The sequence below is a fragment of the Afifella sp. JA880 genome (assembly GCF_025379905.1).
Classification (GTDB): Bacteria; Pseudomonadota; Alphaproteobacteria; order Rhizobiales; family Afifellaceae; genus Afifella; species Afifella aestuarii.
This window is the reverse complement of the sequence record NZ_JAOANH010000001.1, coordinates 373,357-396,240: the sequence shown is the minus strand read 5'-3', so window position 1 is coordinate 396,240 and position 22,884 is coordinate 373,357. Positions and strand designations below refer to the sequence as shown.

Genomic DNA, 22,884 nt, shown 5'->3' with positions numbered 1-22,884 from the left:
CGATTCCGCAGGGACGTGCGGTTGCTGGTGAGCAACCGGTGGCTCCTTGGCCGGTCTCATGATGTTGGTCTCGGGTTGGGTGCGGGACGGCCGAGTGGGACGCGATGGCCGTGTCGACCAGGGGCAATCAATCCGCGGTGCCGGATTTTCGCTGCGACACGGGGAGACCACCTGACGGCTCTGTGTCCGGAATGGCGTTCGGCGCCGTGAAGGTGAAGAGCAGGAATTGTGTGACCTGGCCAAGCGGGTTGAAATTGTCGTCTGAGGCAAGGACGAGCGAAGGCTGGCCGTCGATCATCGGGCCAAAGCTCGCAGCCTCGATGTTGTCGAGGTCGAGGCCGAAGGTTCCTTCATCGAGGATGAGCCAGGGCGTCTTTCGCACCGCGCGGACATCGCGATCCGCAATGCTTTCGAGGCTGGAAATGTCGTCCGCCTCGTCGAGGTCGACGACATAGAGGGCGATGTGGTTGCCGACGCCTGCCGCATAAGCGCGTTCGACGACGAGGAGCCGACCGTCGGCGAGTGCGAGAGCTTCTGAAACGCCGTTGTCGGCGCCGCCGAGCGGGAATGCGGGGGCGCGAAAAATGGGATCGGTCTCGTAGACATACTCTGCGGCGACGTTGCCGGAGGCGAGGTCGAAGACGATGATGCGCGACGGGCTTCCAACGTAGAGCGTCGCCTGGCTGCCGTCCTGAATGAGCGCGTTTTCGGTGATGGCGTAGAGGCGTGTGTTGTCGGGGGAGAGGGCGATCGCCTCAAAGCCGAGATTGTCGCGCACACCCTGGGTGCCGTCGGGGCGGGTGACATCGTGGTGGGTGCCCGTGGGATTGGGCAGATAGGCGTCGGGCAAAGAGAGCTGGCCGCTCGCGCGGCCGTCGAGGTCGGAAATGAAGATCGCCGGAGTGCCGTTCTCGTCGCCTTCGCTCGACCAGTAGAAATGTGTACCGTCGGCGGCGAGCCTCAAAGCCTCTGGATCGATTTCGCCTGCAGAGAACTGGCCGCCACCCGGCGGCCTGAGGACATGCATCGACGTGACGTCCATTCCGTGGATGCCGTCGGCGTCGAGGGTCAGGCGGAGCGTGTAATATCGTGCCAGTCCACGCTGCGCTCGGTCGTCTGAGAGTGCGTAAAACGTGTCGTTCGCCGCATCGTAGTCGAGGCCGGAGATTCCCCCAAAAGGCGTTCCTTCGACCTCAAGGTTTTTCGGCAATGTCAGGGCCCCGCGGAAGACGGGTGGGGGCAGGCTGCCGGCCTCTTCTGCCTCTCCCGGGCTCAACGCCGCGATGGCTCCGAGAATGACGAGGAGGAGAGGGAGGCGGGAGAGAGGGGAGAGTGAGGGCACGATAGATCTTCGGGCGATTCGTACTGTTCCTAGGAAATGCAACTTGGCGACGGATCCATGACGGGACCATCGCGGGTTGGCTGACGTGGCGTCGCAGCGGGGTGGGGCGGAACGGCGACTGAGAGAGATGGGTGGGGACGAGGGTCGCTCGTGCCTGTCGCTCGGTCGCCAGCGGCGATAAAAGAGGCGTGGAGGAGTTCACCCTTGGCACCGCATTTTATCCATCTCAATTGTCATTCGGCCTTTTCGCTGCTGGAGGGCGCGCTCCCGGTCGCAAAGCTCATCAAGCTCGCCAAGAGTGCGGGCATGCCCGCTGTGGGCGTGACCGATTCGGCCAATCTTTTCGGCGCGCTCGAATTCTCTCAAAAAGCCTCCGGCGCGGGGATCCAGCCGCTCATCGGCTGCAAATTGCCCGTGGCGTTGTCGGAGAACATCGAGCGGCGCGCCGAACCGCACTTCCGGGCCGCCGGGCGTGAACATCTCTTCCTGCTCTGCGCCAACGAAACTGGCTGGCAGAACCTCGTTCATCTCGTCACCGCCTATTATCTCGGGGAAGATTCCGCCGGGCTGCCGCTGACGGCGCCGCTCTTGCAGGCGTATGGCGACGGGCTTCTGGCGATGACGGGTGGCCATGACGGCGTGCTTTATCCCTCGATCTTCGCCAATCGCCCGGAGGATGCCGCCGGGCGGCTGACGGCGCTTCAGACGATTTTCCAGGACCGGCTTTATGTGGCGATCGAGCGCCATGGAATGCAGATCGAGACAGCTGCCGAAGCGGGTGTTCTGGACCTTGCCTATGCGCGCGACGTGCCGATCGTTGCGACGAATGAACCGTTCTTCGCCAGCGAGGACGATTACGAATCGCATGATGCACTGCTGGCGGTCGCGGAAGGCCGCGTCGTCTCCGAAGACGATCGCCGGCAGCTCACCCGCCAGCACGGCTTCTTGTCGGCCGAGGCGATGGCCGAGAAATTCGCCGATCTCCCGGAGGCGATAGAAAACACCGTCGAAATCGCCATTCGCTGCCAGATGCGGCCGAAGACGCGCCGTCCGATCCTGCCGCGTTTCGTCGGCGGGGCGGCTGCCGATGCCGAGACGGCGGAGGCGCACGAGGCGGCCGAGCTGCGCGAGCAGGCCGAAGCGGGCCTGAAGGCGCGTCTCGCCAAGCATGGCTGCGCGCCGGGCCTCAGCCTCGAAGACTACGAGAAACGTTTGAGTTTCGAGCTCGGCATCATCGAGAAGATGAAGTTCCCGGGCTACTTCCTGATCGTTTCCGACTTCATCAAATGGGCGAAGGAACACGGCATTCCGGTGGGGCCGGGCCGCGGCTCGGGCGCTGGTTCCGTGGTCGCCTGGTCGCTGACGATTACCGACCTCGATCCCTTGCGGTTCAATCTCCTCTTCGAGCGCTTCCTCAATCCGGAGCGTGTGTCGATGCCGGACTTCGACGTCGATTTCTGTCAGGAGCGGCGCGACGAGGTCATCACCTATGTCCAGGAGCGCTACGGCAAGGCGCAGGTAGCCCAGATCATCACCTTCGGAACGCTGCAGGCGCGCGCTGCGCTGCGCGATGTCGGCCGTGTGCTCGAAATGCCGTACGGCCAGGTCGACCGGCTCTGCAAACTGGTGCCGGCCGATCCGTCAAACCCGGTCACTCTGGCCCAGGCCGTCGCCGACGAACCGCGCTTTCAGGAAGAGATCGAGCGCGAGCCGGTGGTCGGTCGTCTGATCGACATCGCCACGCGGCTCGAAGGGCTTTATCGCCACGCCTCGACGCATGCCGCAGGTATCGTGATTGGTGACCGCCGGCTCGAGGAGCTGGTCCCGCTTTACCGCGACCCGCGCTCCAACCTGCCCGTCACCCAGTTCAACATGAAATGGGTGGAACAGGCCGGTCTCGTCAAATTCGACTTCCTCGGCCTCAAGACGCTGACTGTGCTCGACAAGGCGGTGCGCCTTTTGCGCAAGCGCAAGATCGATTGCGATCTCGCGGCTTTGCCTCTCGATGATCCGACGACTTTCGCCATGCTCGCCCGCGGCGAAACGGTTGGCGTGTTCCAGCTGGAAAGTCAGGGTATGCGCCGCGCGCTCGTCGGGATGCGCGCCGACCGCTTCGAGGACATCATCGCTCTCGTCGCGCTCTACCGGCCGGGACCGATGGACAACATCCCGACCTACAACCGGCGCAAGCATGGCGAGGAAGAGCCGGATTACCTCCTGCCGGAACTCGAGCCGACGCTGAAGGAGACCTACGGCGTCATCATCTACCAGGAGCAGGTGATGCAGATCGCCCAGCTCCTGTCGGGCTATTCACTCGGTGAAGCCGATCTTCTTCGTCGTGCCATGGGCAAGAAGATCAAGGCGGAGATGGACGCCCAGCGCGAGCGCTTCGTGGAAGGCGCCAAGGCGCATGGCGTGAAGGCCGCCGATGCTGCGATGGTCTTCGACCTCGTGGCGAAATTCGCAAGCTACGGCTTCAACAAATCCCACGCCGCAGCCTATGCCCTCGTGGCCTATCAGACGGCCTATCTGAAGGCCAATCATCCCGCAGAATTCCTGGCGGCGTCGATGACGCTCGACATGGGCAACACCGACAAGCTCAACGAATTCCGGCTGGAAGCGAAGCGCCTCGACATCCAGGTGCTTCCGCCCGACATCAACCGCCCACGTACGTTCTTCGACGTGGAGGAGGGCGCCATCATCTATGCTCTGTCGGCCTTGAAAGGCGTCGGCCAGCATGCGGTCGAGCATATCGTCGAAGCCCGACGCGACGGGCCTTTCGCCGATCTCGCCGACTTCGTCGCGCGCACGGATCCGAGAGTGATCGGTCGACGCGCGATGGAATGCCTGGTCCAGGCGGGTGCATTCGATTCGCTCGGCCTCGATCGCGCGACCGTCTTTGCCAATGTCGGGCGGCTTCTGCGGTCGGGGACCGAGCATCATGCGCGCCAGGAGGCGGGCGTGGTCGATCTCTTTGCTGCGCCGACCGATGCGCCCGAACTCAACCTTCTGCCGGCCGACCCTTGGATGCAGTCGGAAAAGCTCATGCGCGAGCTTGCCGCTGTCGGAGCCTATCTGTCCGGGCATCCGCTCGATGCCTACTCCGACATCGTCAGAAAGAAGGGCGGCAGTTCATGGAAGGATTTTGCCGACAAGGTGAGGCGGCTCGGCGCGGAGGCCGGCCTCGTCGCCTCGACTGTCGTGCGCAAACAGGAAAAGCGGACGCGCTCCGGCGGGCGCATCGGCATTCTGACTCTGTCTGATCCCTCGGGACAGTTCGAGGCGGTGCTGTATCAAGAACAGCTTTTCGAATGGCGCGACAAGCTCGAGCCGGGCCGCTCTTATCTCTTCCGCCTGACCGCAGAAATGGAAGACGAGACGGACGATCTCAGGGTGCGTATTGTCGGCGTGGAGCCGCTTGAGGAGATGGCCGCACAGCTCAGCATGGCGTTGACGGTTTATTTGAACGACAGCGATCCCGTCGAACGTCTGGCAAGCCGGTTGAATGGGCCTGGCCAGTCACAGGTGTCACTGGTGCTGCTGCGGCGGGACGAAAATCGGGAAATCGAGATCCGATTGCCCGGGCGCTATCAGGTCACACCGCAAGTCGCAAGCGCAATCAAGGCAGTACCGGGTGTCGTTCACGTTGACCTTCAATGATGTGAGAGCGTGCAGGAGAGGGCGGCGCGTCCTCTCCTGACCGCACGAGGTGCGGTTTTAGACTTTTTGTTCGCAATCGCGCGACGCTGCTGGACCCTCTTCAACTTGCGAAGCGCGTCTCGCATGCCCATTTGGGCGTTGCAAAAAAGCCGCCCGCCCCTTATAGGGCCGGCCATCACACACGCAGGGTATTTGCTTTAGAGGCATCCGGTGGCGGTCTGCCGTCCGTCCCTGCGGAGGTACAACCGGAGACGAAAAATGGCGCTTCCTGATATTTCTATGCGCCAGCTGCTCGAGGCTGGCGTTCATTTCGGTCATCAATCTCACCGCTGGAACCCGAAGATGGCTCCGTACATCTTTGGTGAGCGGAACAATATCCACATCATCGATCTCGCCCAGACGGTGCCGATGTTCTATCGCGCTCTGCAGGCCGTGAGCGATGTGGTCGCGCAGGGCGGTCGCGTGTTGTTCGTCGGCACGAAGCGGCAGGCGTCTGAGGTCGTGGCCGATTCGGCACGCCGGTGCGCCCAGTATTACGTCAACTCCCGTTGGCTCGGCGGCATGCTCACCAACTGGAAGACCATCTCCAATTCCATTCAGCGGCTGAAGACGCTGGAAGGGATGCTCGAGGAAGGCGTCCAGGGCCTTACCAAGAAAGAGCGTCTGTCTCTGACGCGCGAACGCGACAAGCTTGAGCGCGCGCTTGGCGGCATCAAGGACATGGGCGGTATTCCAGATCTCCTCTTCGTCATCGATACGAACAAGGAATCGATCGCCGTCGCTGAGGCACGCCGGCTCAACATTCCGGTCGCCGCAGTCGTCGACAGCAACAGCGACCCCCAAGGCATTTCCTACCCGATCCCGGGCAACGACGACGCGGGTCGCGCGCTCGCCCTTTACTGCGATCTTGTCACGCGGGCAGTCCTCGACGGCATTTCGCGTGGCCAGGGCGACATGGGCGTCGACATCGGCGCCTCTGAAGAGGTGAACGAGGCTGCGCTGGAAGATGCCAGCTTCGGCGGTGAAGTGCCCGAGGCCGGACCGGTGACCGAGGAAAGCGCCGCCAACCGCGATGTGCTCGTCGCGGCGGAAGCCGAGGCCGCCAATCCGGATCCCGAATCGAACGTGCAGACAGACAAGGCGCCGCCGTCGCCGGGCAAGGCCGGTGAAGTCGAGCCGCTGTTTGCGCGCCCTGAGGGCGACGCGGACGATCTGAAGAAGATCAATGGGGTCGGCCCGGTTTTGGAGCAGAAGCTGAATCAGCTCGGAATCACCCGCTACGCGCAGATCGCCGGTCTCGATCAGGCGGACACGGAGCGTCTCGACGCTGCGCTCGGATCCGCCGGCCGCGTCGAGCGCGAGGACTGGATCGCGCAGGCGACAGCGCTGGTGAAAGAACAGGAAGCCGCGGCCTAAGGCTGCGCACACGCAAGAGAGGACATGATCGATGGCTGTAACGGCCCAGATGGTCAAGGAGCTGCGCGACAAGACCGGCGCCGGCATGATGGACTGCAAGACCGCGTTGCAGGAGGCGGATGGCGACATGGATGCCGCCGTCGACTGGCTGCGCGCAAAAGGTCTGGCGAAGGCTGCGAAGAAGGCAGGCCGCGTCGCCGCGGAAGGTCTCATCGGTATCGCCGAGGCGGACGGTAAGGCCGCCATCGTCGAGGTGAACTCCGAGACCGATTTCGTTGCCCGCAACGATCAATTTCAGGCGCTCGTGTTGAAGGTCGCGGAAGCGGCCCTCTCCACCGACGGCTCTGTCACCGCAGTCAAGGCAGCCGATATGGCAGGTGCCGGAAAGAGCGTCGAAGGCGCTCTGACGGACGCCGTCGCCACGATCGGCGAAAACATGGTGCTGCGTCGCTCGGCGGTTCTTGAGGCTAATCCGGGTGTCGTTGCCACCTACGTGCACGCAGCTTCCGCGCCGGGCCTTGGCAAGATCGGTGTCCTGGTCGCGCTGCAGTCGAACGGCGACAAGGAAAAGCTTGCCGCTCTCGGCCGCCAGATTGCGATGCATATCGCGGCTGCTAGCCCGCTTTCCGTCGATGTCGATGGGCTTGATGCGGACGTAGTTGCGCGTGAGCGCGCGGTTTTCGCTGAGCAGGCACGCGAATCCGGCAAGCCGGCCAACATCATCGAGAAGATGGTCGATGGCCGGATGCGCAAGTTCTACGAGGAATCGGTGCTTTTGAAGCAGGCTTTCGTCATCGACCCGGACAAGTCGGTCGAGCAGGCGATTGCCGATGCTGAGAAAGACGCCGGCGCTGCGATTGCTCTGACCAACTTCGTTTGCTTCCGCCTGGGTGAGGGCGTGGAGCGCGAAGAAGAAGACTTCGCCGCCGAGGTTGCCGCTGCTGCCGGCAACCGCTGAATAGGCCCGCGCACTCTTCGCGCGGCGCAAAGAGACAGGGGCGCGAACGTGTCGGGCCGCAAACCGAGTAAGGAATGCAGGCATTTATGAGCGAACGTCCGCGCCCCAAAAGAATTCTTCTGAAGCTTTCCGGCGAAGCGCTGATGGGCAATCAGCCCTTCGGCATCGACGACAATGTCGTCCGCGCCTTCGCCACGCAGATCGTCGCTGTCCACAATGCGGGCACTGAGCTTGCGATCGTCATCGGCGGCGGCAACATCTTCCGCGGAGTGGCCATTGCCGCAGGCGGCGGAGACCGCGTCACGGGCGACCATATGGGCATGCTCGCGACGGTGATGAACGCGCTTGCCGTTGAAGCGGCGATCGAGCGCTTGGGCGTTTCAGCCCGCGCCATGTCGGCGATCGAAATGCCCTCCGTCTGCGAAACTTACGTGCATCGGCGTGCCGCATGGCACATGGACGAGCGACGTGTGGTCGTGCTTGCGGGCGGTACAGGCAATCCCTTCTTCACGACGGATTCCGGTGCGGCGCTGAGAGCGCTTGAACTGGAGTGCGATGCGCTCCTCAAAGGCACCCAGGTCGACGGTGTCTATTCGGCTGATCCACGTCTGGATCCGACCGCGACCCTCTACGAGACGGTCAGCTACCAAGAGGTCATCGCCAAGGATCTCCAGATCATGGACACGGCGGCTTTCTCGCTTGCTCGCGATAACAGCTTGCCGATAATTGTATTCAACATTCACCAGCCGGGGGCACTCGCCCGCATCGTTGCTGGGGAGGCCGTCGGAACCCTCATTTCCGGCGACGGCAAAAACGAAATCCGGGGAAAACCATGAGTGAAGGCGTCGATTTCAAGGACATCAAACGACGGATGGACGGGGCCGTCTCCGTGTTGCGCACCGAGCTTGCGGGTCTGCGCACCGGCCGGGCTTCTCCGAACCTTCTCGATCCGATCACTGTGAATGCTTACGGCTCGCAGATGCCGATTTCGCAGGTCGGCACGGTGAGCGTTCCTGAATCGCGCATGCTTTCGGTGCAGGTGTGGGACCAGTCGCTCGTCGGCGCAGTCGATAGAGCGATCCGGGATTCCAACCTTGGCCTCAACCCGATCATGGAAGGCACTCTTCTGCGCATCCCGATCCCCGAGCTCAACGCCGAGCGCCGGCAGGAGATGGTGAAGGTCGCCCACAAATATGCCGAGAACGCGCGCGTAGCCGTCCGCCATGTCCGCCGTGACGGCATGGAGGTGCTGAAGAAGTCCGAAAAGGACGGCGAGATCAGCCAGGACGAGAGCCGGGGCCAGTCTGACCGTATTCAGTCCCTTACGGACGAGCATATTGCCGCAATTGACGACATGCTCGGCCATAAGGAAAAGGAGATTATGCAGGTCTAAAGACGGTTGCGCCTTCGCGCTGGCCACCGGACCTCTGGTTGCGTTAGCCTCTCGCGATAGCACTCGTTCAGCCGGTAGGGGCACTGGCTTTACGTTTTCCGCTTATGATTGGCGCAACTGGAGCGCGAGCACGCAGGCGGCACAGAGGCATGGGCACACTAGCGCAGATCGATCCGGTGCCGCGCGCGCGGTCCGGCGGGGAAATTCCCGCGCACGTTGCCATCATCATGGATGGCAACGGCCGTTGGGCAAGCGCCCGTGGCCTGCCCCGGATCGAAGGTCATCGCCGTGGGGTCGAATCCGTTCGCCGGACAGTGCGCCATGCGGGCGATCGCGGTGTACGGGTCCTGACCCTCTTCACATTCTCCTCAGAAAACTGGTCGCGACCGCGCAGCGAGATCAACGACCTTTTCAATCTTCTGCGCTTCTTCATTCGCAACGATCTCGCCGAGCTGAAGAAGAACGGCGTTCGCATCCGCGTCATCGGGCGCCGCGAAGGCCTGCCGAAGGATATTGCCGCTCTCGTCGAGAAGGCTGAGACGGAGACGCGAGGGAATGACGGTCTCGTGCTGCAGGTCGCCTTCAATTATGGCGGCCGCGACGAGCTGGTGCGCGCCATGCGGCGGATCGGCGAGAAAATGGTTCGTGGCGAGATCGACCCGGCCGACTTCTCAGAACGCGTCTTTGCCGAGCATCTCGATACGGCCGGCATCTCAGATCCGGATCTTCTGATCCGCACGTCCGGTGAAGCGCGCATCAGCAACTTTCTTCTCTGGCAGCTCGCTTACACGGAATTCGTCTTTCTCCCGGTCTACTGGCCGGATTTCGACGAGAACGAATTCGACGCTGCAATCGCCGAGTTTCACAGTCGCGATCGCCGTTTTGGAGGGCTGACAGGTGTCTGAGAGCAGGGGCATTTTTTCATTCGACAAGAGCGATCTTCCGACGCGGGTGGTCTCCGCGGCGATCCTGCTGCCGCTCGCGATCCTGCCGACATGGTTTGGCGGCATTGCCTTTCTTCTTCTCGTTCTCGTTCTGGCGCTCCTCGTTTTCTACGAATGGACGCGCATGAGCGAATGCGAGCAGCCTCAGGCCTGGCGGATCGGTGAGGGGCTGCTTTTGGCTTTCGCGCTTCTCGTCACCTTCGGTGGCTTGCCGGGGGGTGGGATCCTGCTTCTGTTGCTGCCGCTCGTGGCGGTCCCGCTCGTCGCCTCAGGGACGGTTCTGTTCGATCAAGGCGTAGCGAGCGGCCAAAGCGCCGGCGCGCGCGACCGGCGGCCGCTTTGGCTCGCTCTTGGCGTTCTTTATGCCGGCATTCCGAGCGTGGCCCTCTTGGCTCTGCGCGCAGATGCCGAAACGGGCCGCCTCGTGCTCTTCTTTTTGCTGTTCGTCGTCTGGGTCACAGATATCGCGGCTTATTTTGGTGGGCGCGCCCTCGGCGGGAAGAAGCTCTGGCCGCGCGTGTCGCCGTCGAAAACCTGGTCGGGCGCTGCGACCGGCGCGGCCGGCGCGCTCGTCGTGGGTATTTTGTTCGCGGTTTTCACCGAATCTCGATGGCCATCCGCGATCGGCGCCGCATTGATCCTGTCGGTCGCGGCGCAGCTTGGAGACCTCGGGGAATCGGCGATGAAACGTCGGTTCGGCGCCAAGGATTCCGGCCGTCTTATCCCGGGGCACGGTGGTCTAATGGACCGGATCGATGGGCTTTATGCGGCGGCCGTCGTCGGCGTCCTGCTGGCGCTCAGCGGTTTCGCCGCCCCCATTCCAGATTGGACACAGTAAAATGGCACGTATCGTCACCATTCTCGGCGCCACAGGTTCCATCGGAAAGAGCACTGTGGACCTCATGGAGCGCGATCTCGCGCGCGAGGGCGGCCCCGCGTTCAAGGTGCGTGCGGTGACGGCGGGGACGAAGGTCGACGAGCTTGCGGATGTCGCCCGTCGCGTCAAAGCCGAAAGCGCCGTCATCCGCGACAAGAGCCGTTATGGCCGCTTGAAAGAAGCGCTGGACGGGTCGGGAATCAGGGTGTCGGCCGGTGATGACGCCGTCTGCGAGGCGGCGGCCGAGCCTGCCGATCGGGTCCTGTCCGCGATTGTAGGAGCGGCTGGTGTCGCGCCCACGGCAGCGGCGATTCGCGCTGGCAACGACATTGCCCTAGCCAACAAGGAATGCCTCATCTGCGCTGGCTCGTCGTTCATGGCGCTGGCGCGCGAAAAGGGTGTGCGCATTCTGCCGGTCGATTCGGAACACAACGCCATTTTTCAGTTGCTGGTCGACGTCGATCCGGCGTCGGTCGATCGGCTCGTCCTGACCGCTTCGGGCGGGCCGTTCCGCGCCAAGACCGCCGACGAGCTTGCCAAGGTGACCGTCGATGAAGCTCTGCATCATCCGACGTGGTCGATGGGGCCAAAAATTACCGTCGATTCGGCAACCTTGATGAACAAGGGGCTGGAATTGATCGAGGCGCGGCATCTCTTCGGCTTCCCGCCGGAGCAGCTTGGCGTCCTCATTCATCCGCAATCCAAGGTTCATGCCTTCGTCGTCTTCAGAGACGGCTCCTGGCACGGTGAGCTTGGCGCGCCCGACATGCGCCGCCCGATCGACTACTGTCTCAACTGGCCGGACAGGGCAGAGCGGGCGACAAGCCATCTCGATCTCGCCGAGGTCGGGATGCTCTCCTTTGAAAAGCCCGATTCGGAGCGCTTTCCCGCACTGAGGATCGCCCGCGAGGCCATGGTCGCAGGCCGCGGCGCGCCCACTGTGTTGAATGCGGCCAACGAAATTGCCGTTGCGGCCTTTCTCGATCGGCGCATTGGGTTCGTGACGATCCCGCAGCTTGTGGAGCGCGTGCTGGAAGAGGCCGACAAGGCCGGGCTGATGCACGAGCCGGAGACGGTCGAGGCGGCACTTGTTCTTGATGGCCAGGCGCGCGATCTCGCTGCCGGGCGTCTGCTGGCGGCCTGAGCCCGCAACGAACGGCGCGTCAGACGAGGCGATGCCGATCAACGACACGGATAAGGAGGAAGCACACACATGCTAGAAACCCTGATTTCGGCTGGTGAGGTCGCTTTCTTCTACGTCGTGCCGGCGCTCGTCGTGCTGACGGTTGTCGTGTTCATCCATGAGCTCGGGCATTTTCTCGTCGCGCGCTGGTGCGGGGTAGAAATCTCGACATTCTCCATCGGCTTCGGGCGCGAGCTTTTCGGTTTCGATGATCGACACGGCACGCGCTGGCGGGTGAGCGCGATTCCCTTGGGCGGCTATGTGAAGTTCGTCGGCGACGAGAACGACGCGAGCTTCCCGGATCCTGAGGTTTTGGCGGCGACGACGCCTGAAGAACGCGCGGGCCTCTTCCATTTCAAGCCGGTCTGGCAACGGGCGGCCGTCGTGTTTGCCGGACCATTTGCGAATTTCATTCTCGCCGTCGTTCTCTTTGCGGCCGTTTTCGGCACGATCGGCAAGCCGGTGACGACGCCTCTGGTGGAGATCGTCAACCCGGGCAGCGCCGCGGAAGAGGCAGGCTTCGAGCCCGGCGACACGATTGTCGCGATTGACGGAAGTCATGTTGAGACGTTCACGGACGTTCAGCGCGTTGTCGCGCTCGCCTCCGGCGAGACGCTTCATTTCGCGGTCGAGCGCGATGGGCGTGAGATCGAACTGACTGCCACTCCGCAGCGTCAGGAAATTCCTGACGGGCTCGGTGGGACGCAACGCATCGGCGTCTTGGGCGTCTCCCGGGCGGCCGATGTGAAGCTGGAGCGGTTTGGCCCGATCGGTGCGATCGGCGAGGGCATGCGGGAAACCTATGTGGTGGTAGAACGCACGCTGACCTATGTCGGTCGTATCTTCAGGGGGCGTGAAAACGCCGACCAGCTGAGCGGTCCGCTGCGCGTGGCGCAGGTCTCTGGCGTGGTGGCCGAATCGGGCGGCATCCCGGGCCTCGTTCATCTCGCCGCGATTCTCTCCGTTTCGATCGGTCTCTTGAACCTTTTCCCTGTTCCGATGCTCGATGGTGGGCATCTTGTGTTCTACCTGATCGAGGCGATACGCGGCCGGCCGCTCGGGCCACGAGCCCAGGAGATGGGTTTTCGCATCGGCTTCGCGCTCGTCATCATGCTTTTCGTCTTCGTCACCTTTAACGATATCGTAAGGATGACCGGGATTTGAGCGCCGTTGCCGAATGGCCACTTGACCATCAAAAACGGCCGTATCGCTTGGGTTGCCAGTTGCTTCGCGCCGGTATCCCTGCGATACGAACGGCACAATCCGCGGCCCTTCACGCGTATCTGGGCGGCTCCGCAGACAAGAGACCGGGCAAAACGGCACATGAAACATAGATCCTTAGCGGGCTTCATCCGCGGCGCAGTTTTCGCCGCACTGACGATCATGGCGACGGGGCTTGTCTCCGGTCCCGGCTTCGTCTCTCAGGCTGAAGCTGCTGTCGTCAGCTCTGTTGCAGTGAATGGAAATCAGCGTGTCGATGCTGACACCATTCGCGCCTACCTTCTCGTCAAGCCAGGTCGCAGCTTCTCGGCGGAAGACGTCGACGAATCGCTGAAGGCGCTGTTCGAGACGGGGCTGTTCTCCGATGTTCAGATCAATCAGCGCGGCAGCACCCTGGTGGTGAGCGTTGAAGAGAATCCGATCATCAACCGCATCAATTTCGAGGGTAACAAGAAGTTCAAGGACGACCAGCTGAAGGGCGTCGTGAGCTCCCAGCCGCGCGGCGTGTTCACGCGCGCCAAGGTGCAGAACGATGTTCAGCGCATCCTCGAGCTCTATCGCCGGTCTGGTCGTTTCCAGGGCTCCGTGACGCCGAAGGTCATCGACCTGCCGGAGAATCGCGTCAACCTCGTCTATGAGGTTTCGGAAGGCCCGAAGACGGGCGTGTCCCGCATCACCTTCATCGGCAATCAGCATTACAGCGACGGGCGTCTGCGCAACGTCGTTCAGACGCGCGAGAGCGGTCTTCTCAGCTTCCTGCGCTCTGGCGACACGTATGATCCCGATCGTCTGTCTTCGGATGAGGAGCGGCTGCGCCGCTTCTACCTCAACCGTGGCTTCGCCGATTATCAGCTCGTCTCGTCCGTCGCCGATCTCGACCGCGAGCGGAATGCTTTCTTCGTGACCTTCACGATGGATGAGGGCCCGGAATACCGGTTCGGCCAGATCCAGGTCGACAGCATCATCCCGGGTATCGATCCGCAGTCTCTTATGCGTCTGGTTTCCACCGACGAGGGCGATGTCTATTCGAGCGAGAAGGTCGAGAAGTCGATGGAGGCGATCACCATCGAACTCGCCAGCTCGGGCTATGCGTTTGCCCAGGTGCGGCCGCGTGTCGATCGCGATCCGGTCAACCATACGATCGGCATCACCTATATCGTCGACGAGGGGCCTCGCGCTTATATCGAGCGCATCGAAATCTCTGGGAACGACCGCACCCGCGATTACGTCATCCGCCGCGAGTTCGATATCTCCGAGGGCGACGCCTACAACCGCGTTCTCATCGACCGGGCCGAGCGTCGCCTGCGCAACCTCAACTACTTCGACAAGGTTTCTGTCGGCGCACAGCCGGGCAGCGCGCCTGACCGGGTCATCGTGACGGTCGAGGTCCAGGAAAAGGCGACCGGCGAGCTCTCCTTTGGTGCCGGCTATTCGACGAGCGACGGCATCCTTGGCGACATTTCGCTCACCGAACGCAACTTCCTGGGTCGCGGCTATTTCGTCCGTGCGGCGGTCGGCGCTGGCGAGTCTTCCAAGACCTACGAATTCGCGTTCACCGATCCGTACTTCCTCGGACGGCGTGTCTCCGCTGGCTTCAACGTCTATCGCAAGGACTACGAGGACAACGACTACCGCTCGTACGACTACACCACGACGGGTGGCGGTATCACTTTCGGCTTCCCGATCACCGAGGACTTCACTGTTCAGCTCGGCTATAAGATCGAGCAGCAGGAGATCGATGTTCCGAACTTCGATATCGACACGGATCCTATTTCGGAGTGCTCGAGCTCCTCGAAGGCCGTGTGTTTGGCCGAGGGCGACACGTTGGTGTCTTCCGCGGTGTGGAGCATGATCTATGACACGCTCGACAACCGCCTCGATCCGCGTGACGGCGTGTATGGCAAGCTGACCCAGGAAATCGCGGGTGTCGGCGGTGATGTGAGCTTCGTTCGTACGACCGCTTCTGCCTCGCTCTATCGCGAGCTTCTGGTTGATCAGGAAGTCATCGGCATGCTGCGTGTCCAGGGTGGCAACATCACGGGCCTTGGCGAGGATGTGCGGTTGCTCGACGCCTTCTATAAGGGCGGCGAGACCATTCGCGGCTTCGAATCCTCCGGCATCGGTCCTCGCGATATCGCCTCTGATGATCACGATGCTCTCGGTGCGAAGTACTTTGCAGCGGCGACTGCTGAAGTCGTCTTCCCGTTCCCGGCTCTGCCGCGCGAACTCGGGCTGCGGGCGGCTCTCTTTGCCGACGCGGGTACCGCTTGGGACACCGACATCAGCGAAGCCGACGTTCCGGGTATCGATGTCGTCGATGAAAATGGCATCCGCTCATCGGTCGGCGCCTCGCTTCTGTGGGCCTCTCCGCTTGGTCCGATCCGCGCCGACTTCGCTTATGTGCTGAGCAAGGAAGACTACGACGAGACGCAGTTCTTCCGCATCGGCGGCGGCACCAAATTCTGATCCCAAGGCCGGCCTTGTGCCGGCCTAACCTTTTTTGACCATGACAGATCGCACGCGCTTCTTTCCGCCCTTCGGGCCGCTCCGCCTCGGTGACGTGGCAGAGCTTTCCGGCGCCACGCTGTTGCGTGGCGATCCGGAGTCAGAGATCACTGGTTTTGCACCAATCGAGATGGCCGGGAGAGGGGATCTGACCTTCCTCGACAATCCGAAATATGTGCGCCATCTGGACGGGACGCATGCGACCGCCTGCCTCTGCGCGCCGCGCTATTCCAGCAAGGTTCCCGAAGGTGTCGCGATCCTCGAAACCGGTGAGCCTTACCGCGCTTATGCGCGCATTCTGGCCGCCGCTTTTCCCGAGGCGGTTGCGCCCAAAAATTTCGCCAGCACGTCGGATGAGCCGCTTATTGCCGGCACCGTTCATCCCACTGCGCGTCTTGAAGAAGGCGTGCGGGTGGAAGTTGGTGCGATTGTCGGTCCCAACGTCGAAGTCGGCAGTGGCACCGTCATCGGGGCGGGTTCCGTCCTTGCTCATGATGTGGCCATCGGACGCGACTGCATCATCGGGCCGAATGCCACCGTGCAGCATGCGCTTCTCGGAAATCGCGTGCGTCTCTATCCGGGCGTCCAGGTCGGCCAGGATGGCTTCGGTTTCGCCATGGGCGCCGGTGGCCATATGAAGGTCGCGCAGATCGGGCGTGTAATCATCCAGGATGACGTCGAGATCGGCGCCGCGACCACCATAGACCGTGGTGCGAACCGCGACACGGTGATCGGCGAAGGCACCAAGATCGATAATCAGGTTCAGATCGGCCACAATGTCGAAATCGGGCGGCACTGCGTCATTGTCGCCCAGGTGGGGATTTCCGGCTCTGCCAGGATCGGAGACTTTGTTGCGATTGGCGGAAAAACCGGCATAAACGGCCATGTCACGATCGGCGATGGAGCGCAGATTGCCTCCGTGAGCGTCGTCCATGGCGACGTTCCTCCGGGCGCGCGTTTTGGGGGTGTTCCTGCGCAACCGGTCAAGGACTGGTTCCGCGAGGTGACGATTCTGCGCCGTATCGCTCGGCGTGAATTGGGGCTGGACAAAGACTGACGACGCCGAAGAGAGGGCGTCGTAATCGGAGAAGATAATGAACGAGATGCCGACGCAGTTGGAGGCGACAGACATCCACGGGATTCTGCAGGCCTTGCCGCATCGCTACCCGTTTCTCATGGTCGATCGAATTCGCGACATTCGTGGCGATGAATCGGGTGTCGGCATCAAGAACGTGACGATGAACGAGCCGCATTTCCAGGGGCATTTCCCTGGATATCCGATCATGCCGGGCGTGCTCCTGATCGAAGGCATGGCGCAGACCGCGGCAGCCCTTTGCGTTCTCTCCTCAGAGACGAAGGCGCCGAAGCGCGTCTTCTTCATGACCATCGACAAAGCGAAGTTCCGCCACCCTGTCACGCCGGGCGACACGGTCGAGTATCACGTCAACAAGCTGAAGCGCCGCGGTACGATCTGGAAATACGCGGCCGTTGCGGAAGTGGCGGGCAAGAAGGTGGCCGAGGCGCAGGTGAGCGCCATGGTCCTCGACGAGTAGCGCGTGGCTTCCATCCATCCAAGCGCGATCGTCGCCGACGGCGCGAAGCTCGCCGAAGACGTCGAAGTCGGTCCGTTCTGCGTGGTCGGGGCCGGGGTTGAACTCCGTTCCGGTGTCGCGCTGCGCTCGCATGTCGTCGTCGACGGTGCGACGACGATCGGCGAATGCACCACAATCTTTCCCTTTGCGTCGGTCGGCATGCCGCCGCAGGACAAGAAATTCCAGGGTGAAGAAAGCCGGCTAGAGATCGGTGCGCATTGCGTTATTCGCGAGCACGTGACGATCAATCCCGGGACGGAGGGTGGGGGGCTCGTCACGCGCATCGGCGATCGCTGCCTGCTTCTTGTCGGAGCGCATGTCGCCCATGATTGCATCATCGGCAACGACGTAATCCTGGTGAACAATGTGCTCCTCGGCGGGCATATCTCGATTGCTGATTTCGCCATCATCGGCGGCGGCGCGGCTCTGCACCAGTTCGTGCGTGTCGGCGAACATGCCTTTGTCGGAGGAATGTCGGCAGTCGAGAACGACGTGATCCCCTTCGGTTCCGCCATCGGCAATCGCGCGAATCTCGGAGGGCTGAATATCGTCGGCCTGAAGCGGCGCGGTTACGAGCGTGAGGCCATTCATTCGTTGCGGCGGGCCTACCGGCTCCTGTTCGCGCAGGAAGGTACGCTGCACGAGCGCCTGCGTGATGTGGCGCAGGAATTCGCCGACGATGCCAATGTCCAGAAGATCGTCTCGTTCATCGAGGAGGGCGGAAGCCGCGCCATCTGCACGCCGCGCGGAGGCCGCGAGGTCTGAACGTGGTGGAGATGTCCAAGGGCGGCCCGCTTGGTATCCTCGCCGGCGGCGGGGGACTTCCCAGCTTGGTGGCGCAGGCGGCCGCGCGCGCAGGGCGTCACCCGTTGATCTTTGCCCTTGCCGGAGATGCTGAAGAGCGCAAGACGACCGGCTTCCCGGTTTTCCGCATCCGGTGGGGTGAGATTGGCCGCCTGGAGCGTTTGCTCAAGGAGCACGATTGCAAAGAGGTGGTGATGGTCGGTGCTGTGAAGCGGCCGGAGATCAAGGACATCCGTCCAGATTTCGGCGCTTTGCGGCTGATGCCGCGCATCATAAGTGCCATTCGCTCCGGCGATGACAGCGCGCTCAAATCTGCAGCCGGCATCTTCGAGGAGTACGGCGTAGAGCTTCTCGATCCCCTTTCAGTTGCACCTGAACTTGCCTGCCCGCCCGGTCTTCTCGTCGAGGGAAGGGTGGCGCTCGATACCGATGAGCTTGCCAAGGCTGCAGAGGCCGCGCGCATGATCGGCGATCTCGATATCGGGCAGGCGGCGGTCGCATGCGGGCGCCGCGTGGTTGCGCTCGAAGGTGCGGAAGGCACCAACGGCCTCTTGTCACGCGTGCGGGAAATGCGGCTGACGAAGCGCATCCCGAGGCATGGTGGGATTCTGGTGAAATGCATGAAGCCGAGCCAGGACCCGAGGCTCGATATCCCGACCATAGGCCCGGAGACGGTGGAAATGGCTCGTGAGGCGGGCCTTGACGGAATCGCATGCGAGGCGGGCCGCACCATGCTCGTTGGCCGCGATGAGACGTTCGCGACCTTTCGTGCGGCCAGGCTCTTTCTCTACGGCATTCGCCGACGCCCATGACCGCGCGTCCGCTTCGCATCGCCCTCGTCGTTGGTGAAGCTTCGGGCGATCATCTCGGCGCCGCTCTGCTGAAAGAGATCCGCTCCCGGCATCCCGAGACGGTGTTTTTCGGGGTCGCGGGTGAGCGTATGACAGACGCTGGCGTCGAGAGCCTGTTCCCGCTCGGCGATGTGGCCGTGATGGGCTTTGCCGCGGTGGTTGCACGCCTCCCGCGGATCATCGGCCGCGTTCGGGAAACTGTCGCTCATATCGTGGCGGAGCGGCCGGACGTTCTCGTCATCATCGACAGCCCAGGTTTTACGCAAAGCGTCGCAAAGCGCATCGCGCGCCAGCTGCCAGATCTTCCGATCGTCAATTACGTATCACCCTCAGTCTGGGCCTGGCGGAAGGGGCGGGCGCGCAAGATGGCGCGTTACATCGATCACGTGATGGCCCTGCTGCCGTTCGAGCCGGAGGTCCACAAACGCCTGGGCGGGCCGCCTTGCACCTATGTCGGCCATCCGTTGATTGAAAACCGTGAGAAACTTCGCCCGGCGTCTGGAGAAAGGGCCGGCCTCGATGCCAAACCGCACGTTCTCATTCTGCCGGGCAGCCGTCTCAGCGAAGTGAAGCGGCTGATGGAGCCGTTCGGTGAAACGGCGCGCTTGATCGCGCAGTCAAAGCCCGACGTGCGTTTCGTGTTACCGGCCGTCACCCATCTGCGGCCGGAGATCGAAAGACGTGTGGCGGATTGGCCTGTGAAGGTGGACCTGGTCGTCGGCGAAGAGGCAAAGCTCGCGGCCTTCCGACAGGCGAGCGCCGCGCTCGCGGCCTCTGGAACCGTGACGCTCGAGCTTGCGCTCGCCAAAGTGCCGATGGTTGTCGCCTACCGTGTGGAATGGCTGGCGCGCAGCCTCAAATGGCTTTTGAACGTGCACTCGATCGTGCTCGCCAATCTCGTGCTCGGCGACAATACGGTGCCTGAGTTCCTGGACGACGCCGGCTCTCCCGAAATGCTCGCCCGAGAGATTCTTGCGCTGTTGGAAGAGGGGCCGGCACGTGAGGCGCAGATGTCCGGTTTCGCGCGCCTCGATGCGCTGATGGAAACGCCGGATGGCCAGACGCCGAGCGAGCGAGCTGCGGATATCGTTCTCGACTATGCGCAAAAAGGAAAGGCGGCCAGTGGCCGCCCTTCCAGCATTTCGCAGTGAGGCGAGGAGGCCTCAGGCTTTCCGGTCGGACAGATTGACGTAATCGCGCTTCGGCGAGCCCGTGTAGAGCTGACGCGGACGGCCGATGCGCTGGCTTGGATCCTCGATCATTTCCTTCCACTGGGCAATCCAGCCGACGGTGCGAGCGACGGCAAAGAGAACCGTGAACATCGTCGTCGGGAAGCCGAGGGCCTTCAGCGTGATGCCCGAATAGAAGTCGATGTTCGGGTAAAGCTTCTTTTCCAGGAAATACTCGTCGGTCAGCGCGACGCGTTCGAGCTCCATGGCCACATTCAGAAGCGGATCGTCCTTGACGCCGATTTCTTCGAGAACCTCGTGGCAGGTGCGCTGCATGATGCGCGCGCGCGGGTCGTAGTTTTTGTAAACCCGGTGCCCGAAGCCCATGAGCCGGAACGGGTCGTTCTTGTCCTTCGCACGACCTACGAACTCCGGAATCCGCTCCGGCGTGCCGATCTCCTGCAGCATGTTGAGGGCGGCCTCATTGGCGCCGCCATGCGCCGGGCCCCAAAGGCAGGCAATGCCCGCAGCGATGCAGGCGAACGGATTGGCGCCCGAGGAGCCGGCAAGGCGTACCGTCGAGGTGGACGCGTTCTGCTCGTGATCGGCGTGGAGGATGAAGATCCGATCCATGGCGCGCGACAGGATCGGGTCGACCTCGTATTCCTGGCAGGGAACCGCGAAGCACATCCGGAGGAAGTTCGACGCGTAATCGAGGTCATTCTTCGGATAAACGAACGGCTGGCCGATATGATATTTGTAGGCCATCGCCGCGATGGTCGGCACCTTGGCGATCATTCGCAGCGATGCGACCATGCGCTGATACGGATCGGCGATATCGGTGGAGTCGTGATAGAAGGCCGACATGGCACCGACCATGGCCACCATGATCGCCATCGGATGCGCGTCGCGCCGGAAGCCCTGGAAAGAGCGGGACATCTGCTCGTGCACCATCGTGTGGTGCGTGACGCGGTAGTCGAAGTCTGCTTTCTGCTCCTTCGTCGGCAATTCACCGTAGAGAAGCAGGTAGCAGGTTTCGAGAAAATCGCCGTGCTCGGCAAGCTGCTCGATCGGGTAGCCGCGGTAAAGAAGGGTACCTTCGTCACCGTCGATGTAGGTGATTTCAGATTCGCAGGCGGCCGTTGAGGTAAAACCAGGATCGTAGGTGAACCGCCCTGTTTCTCGATACAACGATGAGATGTCGACGACCGATGGCCCGATTACTCCCTCGCGAACCGGGAAGTCCCAGTTCTCGTTACCGATGCTCAAGGTCGCCTTGGAGTCGCTCATACACTTCACCCCTTTGTGGATCGACACAAGACTCCAGCATGCGCAACTTGGGCTGCGCCTCCCCCCGGAAGAGTCCGCGTCGTGGATGTTTAGCTGTCCGAGTGCTATCGGCTTTTGCGCTGCACCGCAAGATGAGAGCAGGCGCTGAGCTTACGTGAAGGGCAGGGCGTTGCCTGAGGTGGCAGCGCCCCACCATGAAGCTTACGCAGCGCTCGCCTGATCGCCGATGCGGGCGAGCGTCTCGTCGCGTCCAAGGGCGAGCATCACGTCGAAGATCCCTGGCGAGGACGTCGAACCTGTCAGTGCAGCGCGCAGCGGCTGTGCGAGCTTGCCGAGCTTGACGCCCTCAGATTCTGCGAGATTACGCACCGCTTCTTCGAGGGGATCGGTTTCCCATGCGCAATGGCTGAGGGCATCGCGCAGAAGACCGAGGCGACGGCGAGCATCGTCGTCGAGAAGGCCTGCTGCCTTGGTGTCGAGCGTCAATGGCCGCGCCGCAAACAGGAAGGCCGCGTTGTTGGCCAGTTCGACCAGCGTCTTCGCACGCTCTTTGAGACCCGGCATGAGTTGCATGAGCTGCGAACGCTGCGCCGCACTCAACTCTGCGGGAAATGCCGGCGGCGTCTCCATCTCGGGGAGGATCTTGAGCATGTCGGCAACGAGCCGCTCGTCGTCCGCCTGGCGGATATAATGGCCGTTCAGATTTTGCAGTTTGACGAAGTCGAAGCGCGCCGCGCCCTTGCCGATCGCGTCGAGATCGAACCATTCCGTCGCCTGCTCGGAGGAGAAGATCTCCTCGTCGCCATGGCCCCAGCCGAGGCGTGCGAGATAGTTGCGGAGCGCCTCGGGCAGGTAGCCCATCGCCCGATACGCTTCGACGCCGAGCGCCCCATGACGTTTGGAGAGTTTGGCGCCGTCCGGACCGTGAATGAGCGGGATATGCGCCCATTGCGGCACCTGCCATCCGAGCGCTTCGTAGATGATGCCCTGTCTGGCGGCATTGGTGAGATGGTCGTCGCCGCGAATGACGTGCGTGACACCCATATCGTGATCGTCGATGACGACGGCCAGCATGTAGGTGGGCGTTCCGTCCGAGCGCAGGATGATGAAATCGTCGAGGTCGCGGTTCGGGAACGTGACGCGGCCCTGAACGTGATCTTCGATGACCGTCTCTCCGTCCTGCGGAGCCTTGATGCGGATGACCGGCTTGATACCTTCCGGCGCTTCGGACAGATCGCGGTCGCGCCAGCGCCCGTCATAACGGGGCGGGCGACCCTCGGCGCGTGCCGTCTCGCGCATCTCCGCCAGCTCTTCCTGGGAGGCATAGCAGCGATAGGCGTGGCCGCTCTCAACGAGCTGCCAGGCCACCTCGGCATGGCGGTCCATGCGGGCGAATTGTGAGATCGGTTCACCGTCCCAATCGAGGCCGAGCCAGGAGAGCCCGTCCAGGATGGCCGCAATGGCGGCATCGGTCGAGCGCTGGCGATCGGTGTCCTCGATCCTGAGCAGCATTTTACCGCCGCGGCCCCGCGCATAGAGCCAGTTGAAGAGCGCCGTGCGTGCGCCGCCAATGTGCAAAAAGCCGGTTGGCGAGGGAGCGAAGCGGGTAATCGGATGAGATGACATGGTGGTTTTGGCTGGCAAAAGGGCGGGGCGATTGGTGGATGCCCGGCCCGCGT

18 protein-coding genes are annotated in these 22,884 nt (G+C 62.5%); 15 read left to right on the top strand and 3 right to left on the bottom strand.

Features of this window, described 5'->3' with window-relative positions; genetic code table 11:
- Window positions 1-127: 127 nt before the first annotated feature.
- Window positions 128-1,342 carry an esterase-like activity of phytase family protein gene (locus NYQ83_RS01915; RefSeq protein WP_261211899.1) on the bottom strand — a complete coding sequence of 405 codons (1,215 nt, stop codon included), beginning with the start codon at window positions 1,340-1,342 and terminating at the stop codon, window positions 128-130.
- A gap of 204 nt (window positions 1,343-1,546) precedes the next feature.
- Between NYQ83_RS01915 and dnaE the strand changes: the two genes are divergently transcribed.
- The 15 genes from dnaE to lpxB all read left to right on the top strand — a co-directional run bounded on the left by dnaE (window position 1,547) and on the right by lpxB (window position 19,897).
- Entirely contained in the window at window positions 1,547-5,002 is a 3,456-nt protein-coding gene (gene dnaE, locus NYQ83_RS01910; protein ID WP_261211897.1) for a DNA polymerase III subunit alpha, read from the top strand.
- 258 nt (window positions 5,003-5,260) lie between these two features.
- Entirely contained in the window at window positions 5,261-6,418 is a 1,158-nt protein-coding gene (locus NYQ83_RS01905; RefSeq protein ID WP_128293950.1) for a 30S ribosomal protein S2, read from the top strand.
- A gap of 31 nt (window positions 6,419-6,449) precedes the next feature.
- Window positions 6,450-7,376 carry a translation elongation factor Ts gene (gene tsf / locus NYQ83_RS01900; RefSeq protein WP_261211894.1) on the top strand — a complete coding sequence of 309 codons (927 nt, stop codon included), beginning with the start codon at window positions 6,450-6,452 and terminating at the stop codon, window positions 7,374-7,376.
- An 86-nt stretch (window positions 7,377-7,462) separates the two neighbouring features.
- Window positions 7,463-8,212 carry a UMP kinase gene (gene pyrH, locus NYQ83_RS01895; protein WP_261211892.1) on the top strand — a complete coding sequence of 250 codons (750 nt, stop codon included), beginning with the start codon at window positions 7,463-7,465 and terminating at the stop codon, window positions 8,210-8,212.
- Entirely contained in the window at window positions 8,209-8,769 is a 561-nt protein-coding gene (gene frr, locus NYQ83_RS01890; RefSeq protein ID WP_261211890.1) for a ribosome recycling factor, read from the top strand. Before pyrH ends, frr begins: the two co-directional genes overlap by 4 nt.
- A gap of 149 nt (window positions 8,770-8,918) precedes the next feature.
- On the top strand, window positions 8,919-9,674 hold the full coding sequence (locus tag NYQ83_RS01885) for an isoprenyl transferase (protein WP_261211889.1): 756 nt from the start codon (window positions 8,919-8,921) through the stop codon (window positions 9,672-9,674).
- Entirely contained in the window at window positions 9,667-10,551 is an 885-nt protein-coding gene (locus NYQ83_RS01880; RefSeq protein ID WP_261211888.1) for a phosphatidate cytidylyltransferase, read from the top strand. Before NYQ83_RS01885 ends, NYQ83_RS01880 begins: the two co-directional genes overlap by 8 nt.
- A 1-nt stretch (window position 10,552) precedes the next feature.
- Window positions 10,553-11,734 carry a 1-deoxy-D-xylulose-5-phosphate reductoisomerase gene (gene dxr, locus NYQ83_RS01875; RefSeq protein ID WP_261211887.1) on the top strand — a complete coding sequence of 394 codons (1,182 nt, stop codon included), beginning with the start codon at window positions 10,553-10,555 and terminating at the stop codon, window positions 11,732-11,734.
- Window positions 11,735-11,803: 69 nt separating this feature from the next.
- Window positions 11,804-12,937, top strand: a complete 1,134-nt coding sequence (gene rseP, locus NYQ83_RS01870; RefSeq protein WP_261211886.1) for an RIP metalloprotease RseP — start codon at window positions 11,804-11,806, stop codon at window positions 12,935-12,937.
- A 159-nt stretch (window positions 12,938-13,096) separates the two neighbouring features.
- Window positions 13,097-15,460: an outer membrane protein assembly factor BamA gene (bamA, locus tag NYQ83_RS01865; RefSeq protein WP_261211882.1), complete on the top strand. Its 2,364-nt coding sequence runs from the start codon at window positions 13,097-13,099 to the stop codon at window positions 15,458-15,460.
- Window positions 15,461-15,500: 40 nt separating this feature from the next.
- On the top strand, window positions 15,501-16,556 hold the full coding sequence (gene lpxD / locus NYQ83_RS01860) for a UDP-3-O-(3-hydroxymyristoyl)glucosamine N-acyltransferase (RefSeq protein ID WP_261211878.1): 1,056 nt from the start codon (window positions 15,501-15,503) through the stop codon (window positions 16,554-16,556).
- Between the two features lie 37 nt (window positions 16,557-16,593).
- On the top strand, window positions 16,594-17,052 hold the full coding sequence (fabZ, locus tag NYQ83_RS01855; protein ID WP_128293959.1) for a 3-hydroxyacyl-ACP dehydratase FabZ: 459 nt from the start codon (window positions 16,594-16,596) through the stop codon (window positions 17,050-17,052).
- Window positions 17,053-17,055: 3 nt separating this feature from the next.
- Window positions 17,056-17,856: an acyl-ACP--UDP-N-acetylglucosamine O-acyltransferase gene (lpxA, locus tag NYQ83_RS01850; protein WP_128293960.1), complete on the top strand. Its 801-nt coding sequence runs from the start codon at window positions 17,056-17,058 to the stop codon at window positions 17,854-17,856.
- An 11-nt stretch (window positions 17,857-17,867) separates the two neighbouring features.
- On the top strand, window positions 17,868-18,707 hold the full coding sequence (locus tag NYQ83_RS01845; RefSeq protein ID WP_261213889.1) for an LpxI family protein: 840 nt from the start codon (window positions 17,868-17,870) through the stop codon (window positions 18,705-18,707).
- Complete coding sequence (gene lpxB, locus NYQ83_RS01840) at window positions 18,704-19,897, top strand: lipid-A-disaccharide synthase (protein ID WP_261211866.1); 1,194 nt, start codon at window positions 18,704-18,706, stop codon at window positions 19,895-19,897. Before NYQ83_RS01845 ends, lpxB begins: the two co-directional genes overlap by 4 nt.
- Before the next feature lie 12 nt (window positions 19,898-19,909).
- Here the strand turns inward: lpxB and gltA are convergent, their stop codons facing one another.
- Window positions 19,910-21,205, bottom strand: coding sequence for a citrate synthase (gltA, locus tag NYQ83_RS01835; protein ID WP_128293963.1), 1,296 nt, complete (start codon window positions 21,203-21,205; stop codon window positions 19,910-19,912).
- A 201-nt stretch (window positions 21,206-21,406) separates the two neighbouring features.
- Complete coding sequence (gene gltX / locus NYQ83_RS01830) at window positions 21,407-22,831, bottom strand: glutamate--tRNA ligase (RefSeq protein WP_261211860.1); 1,425 nt, start codon at window positions 22,829-22,831, stop codon at window positions 21,407-21,409.
- Window positions 22,832-22,884: the final 53 nt, after the last annotated feature.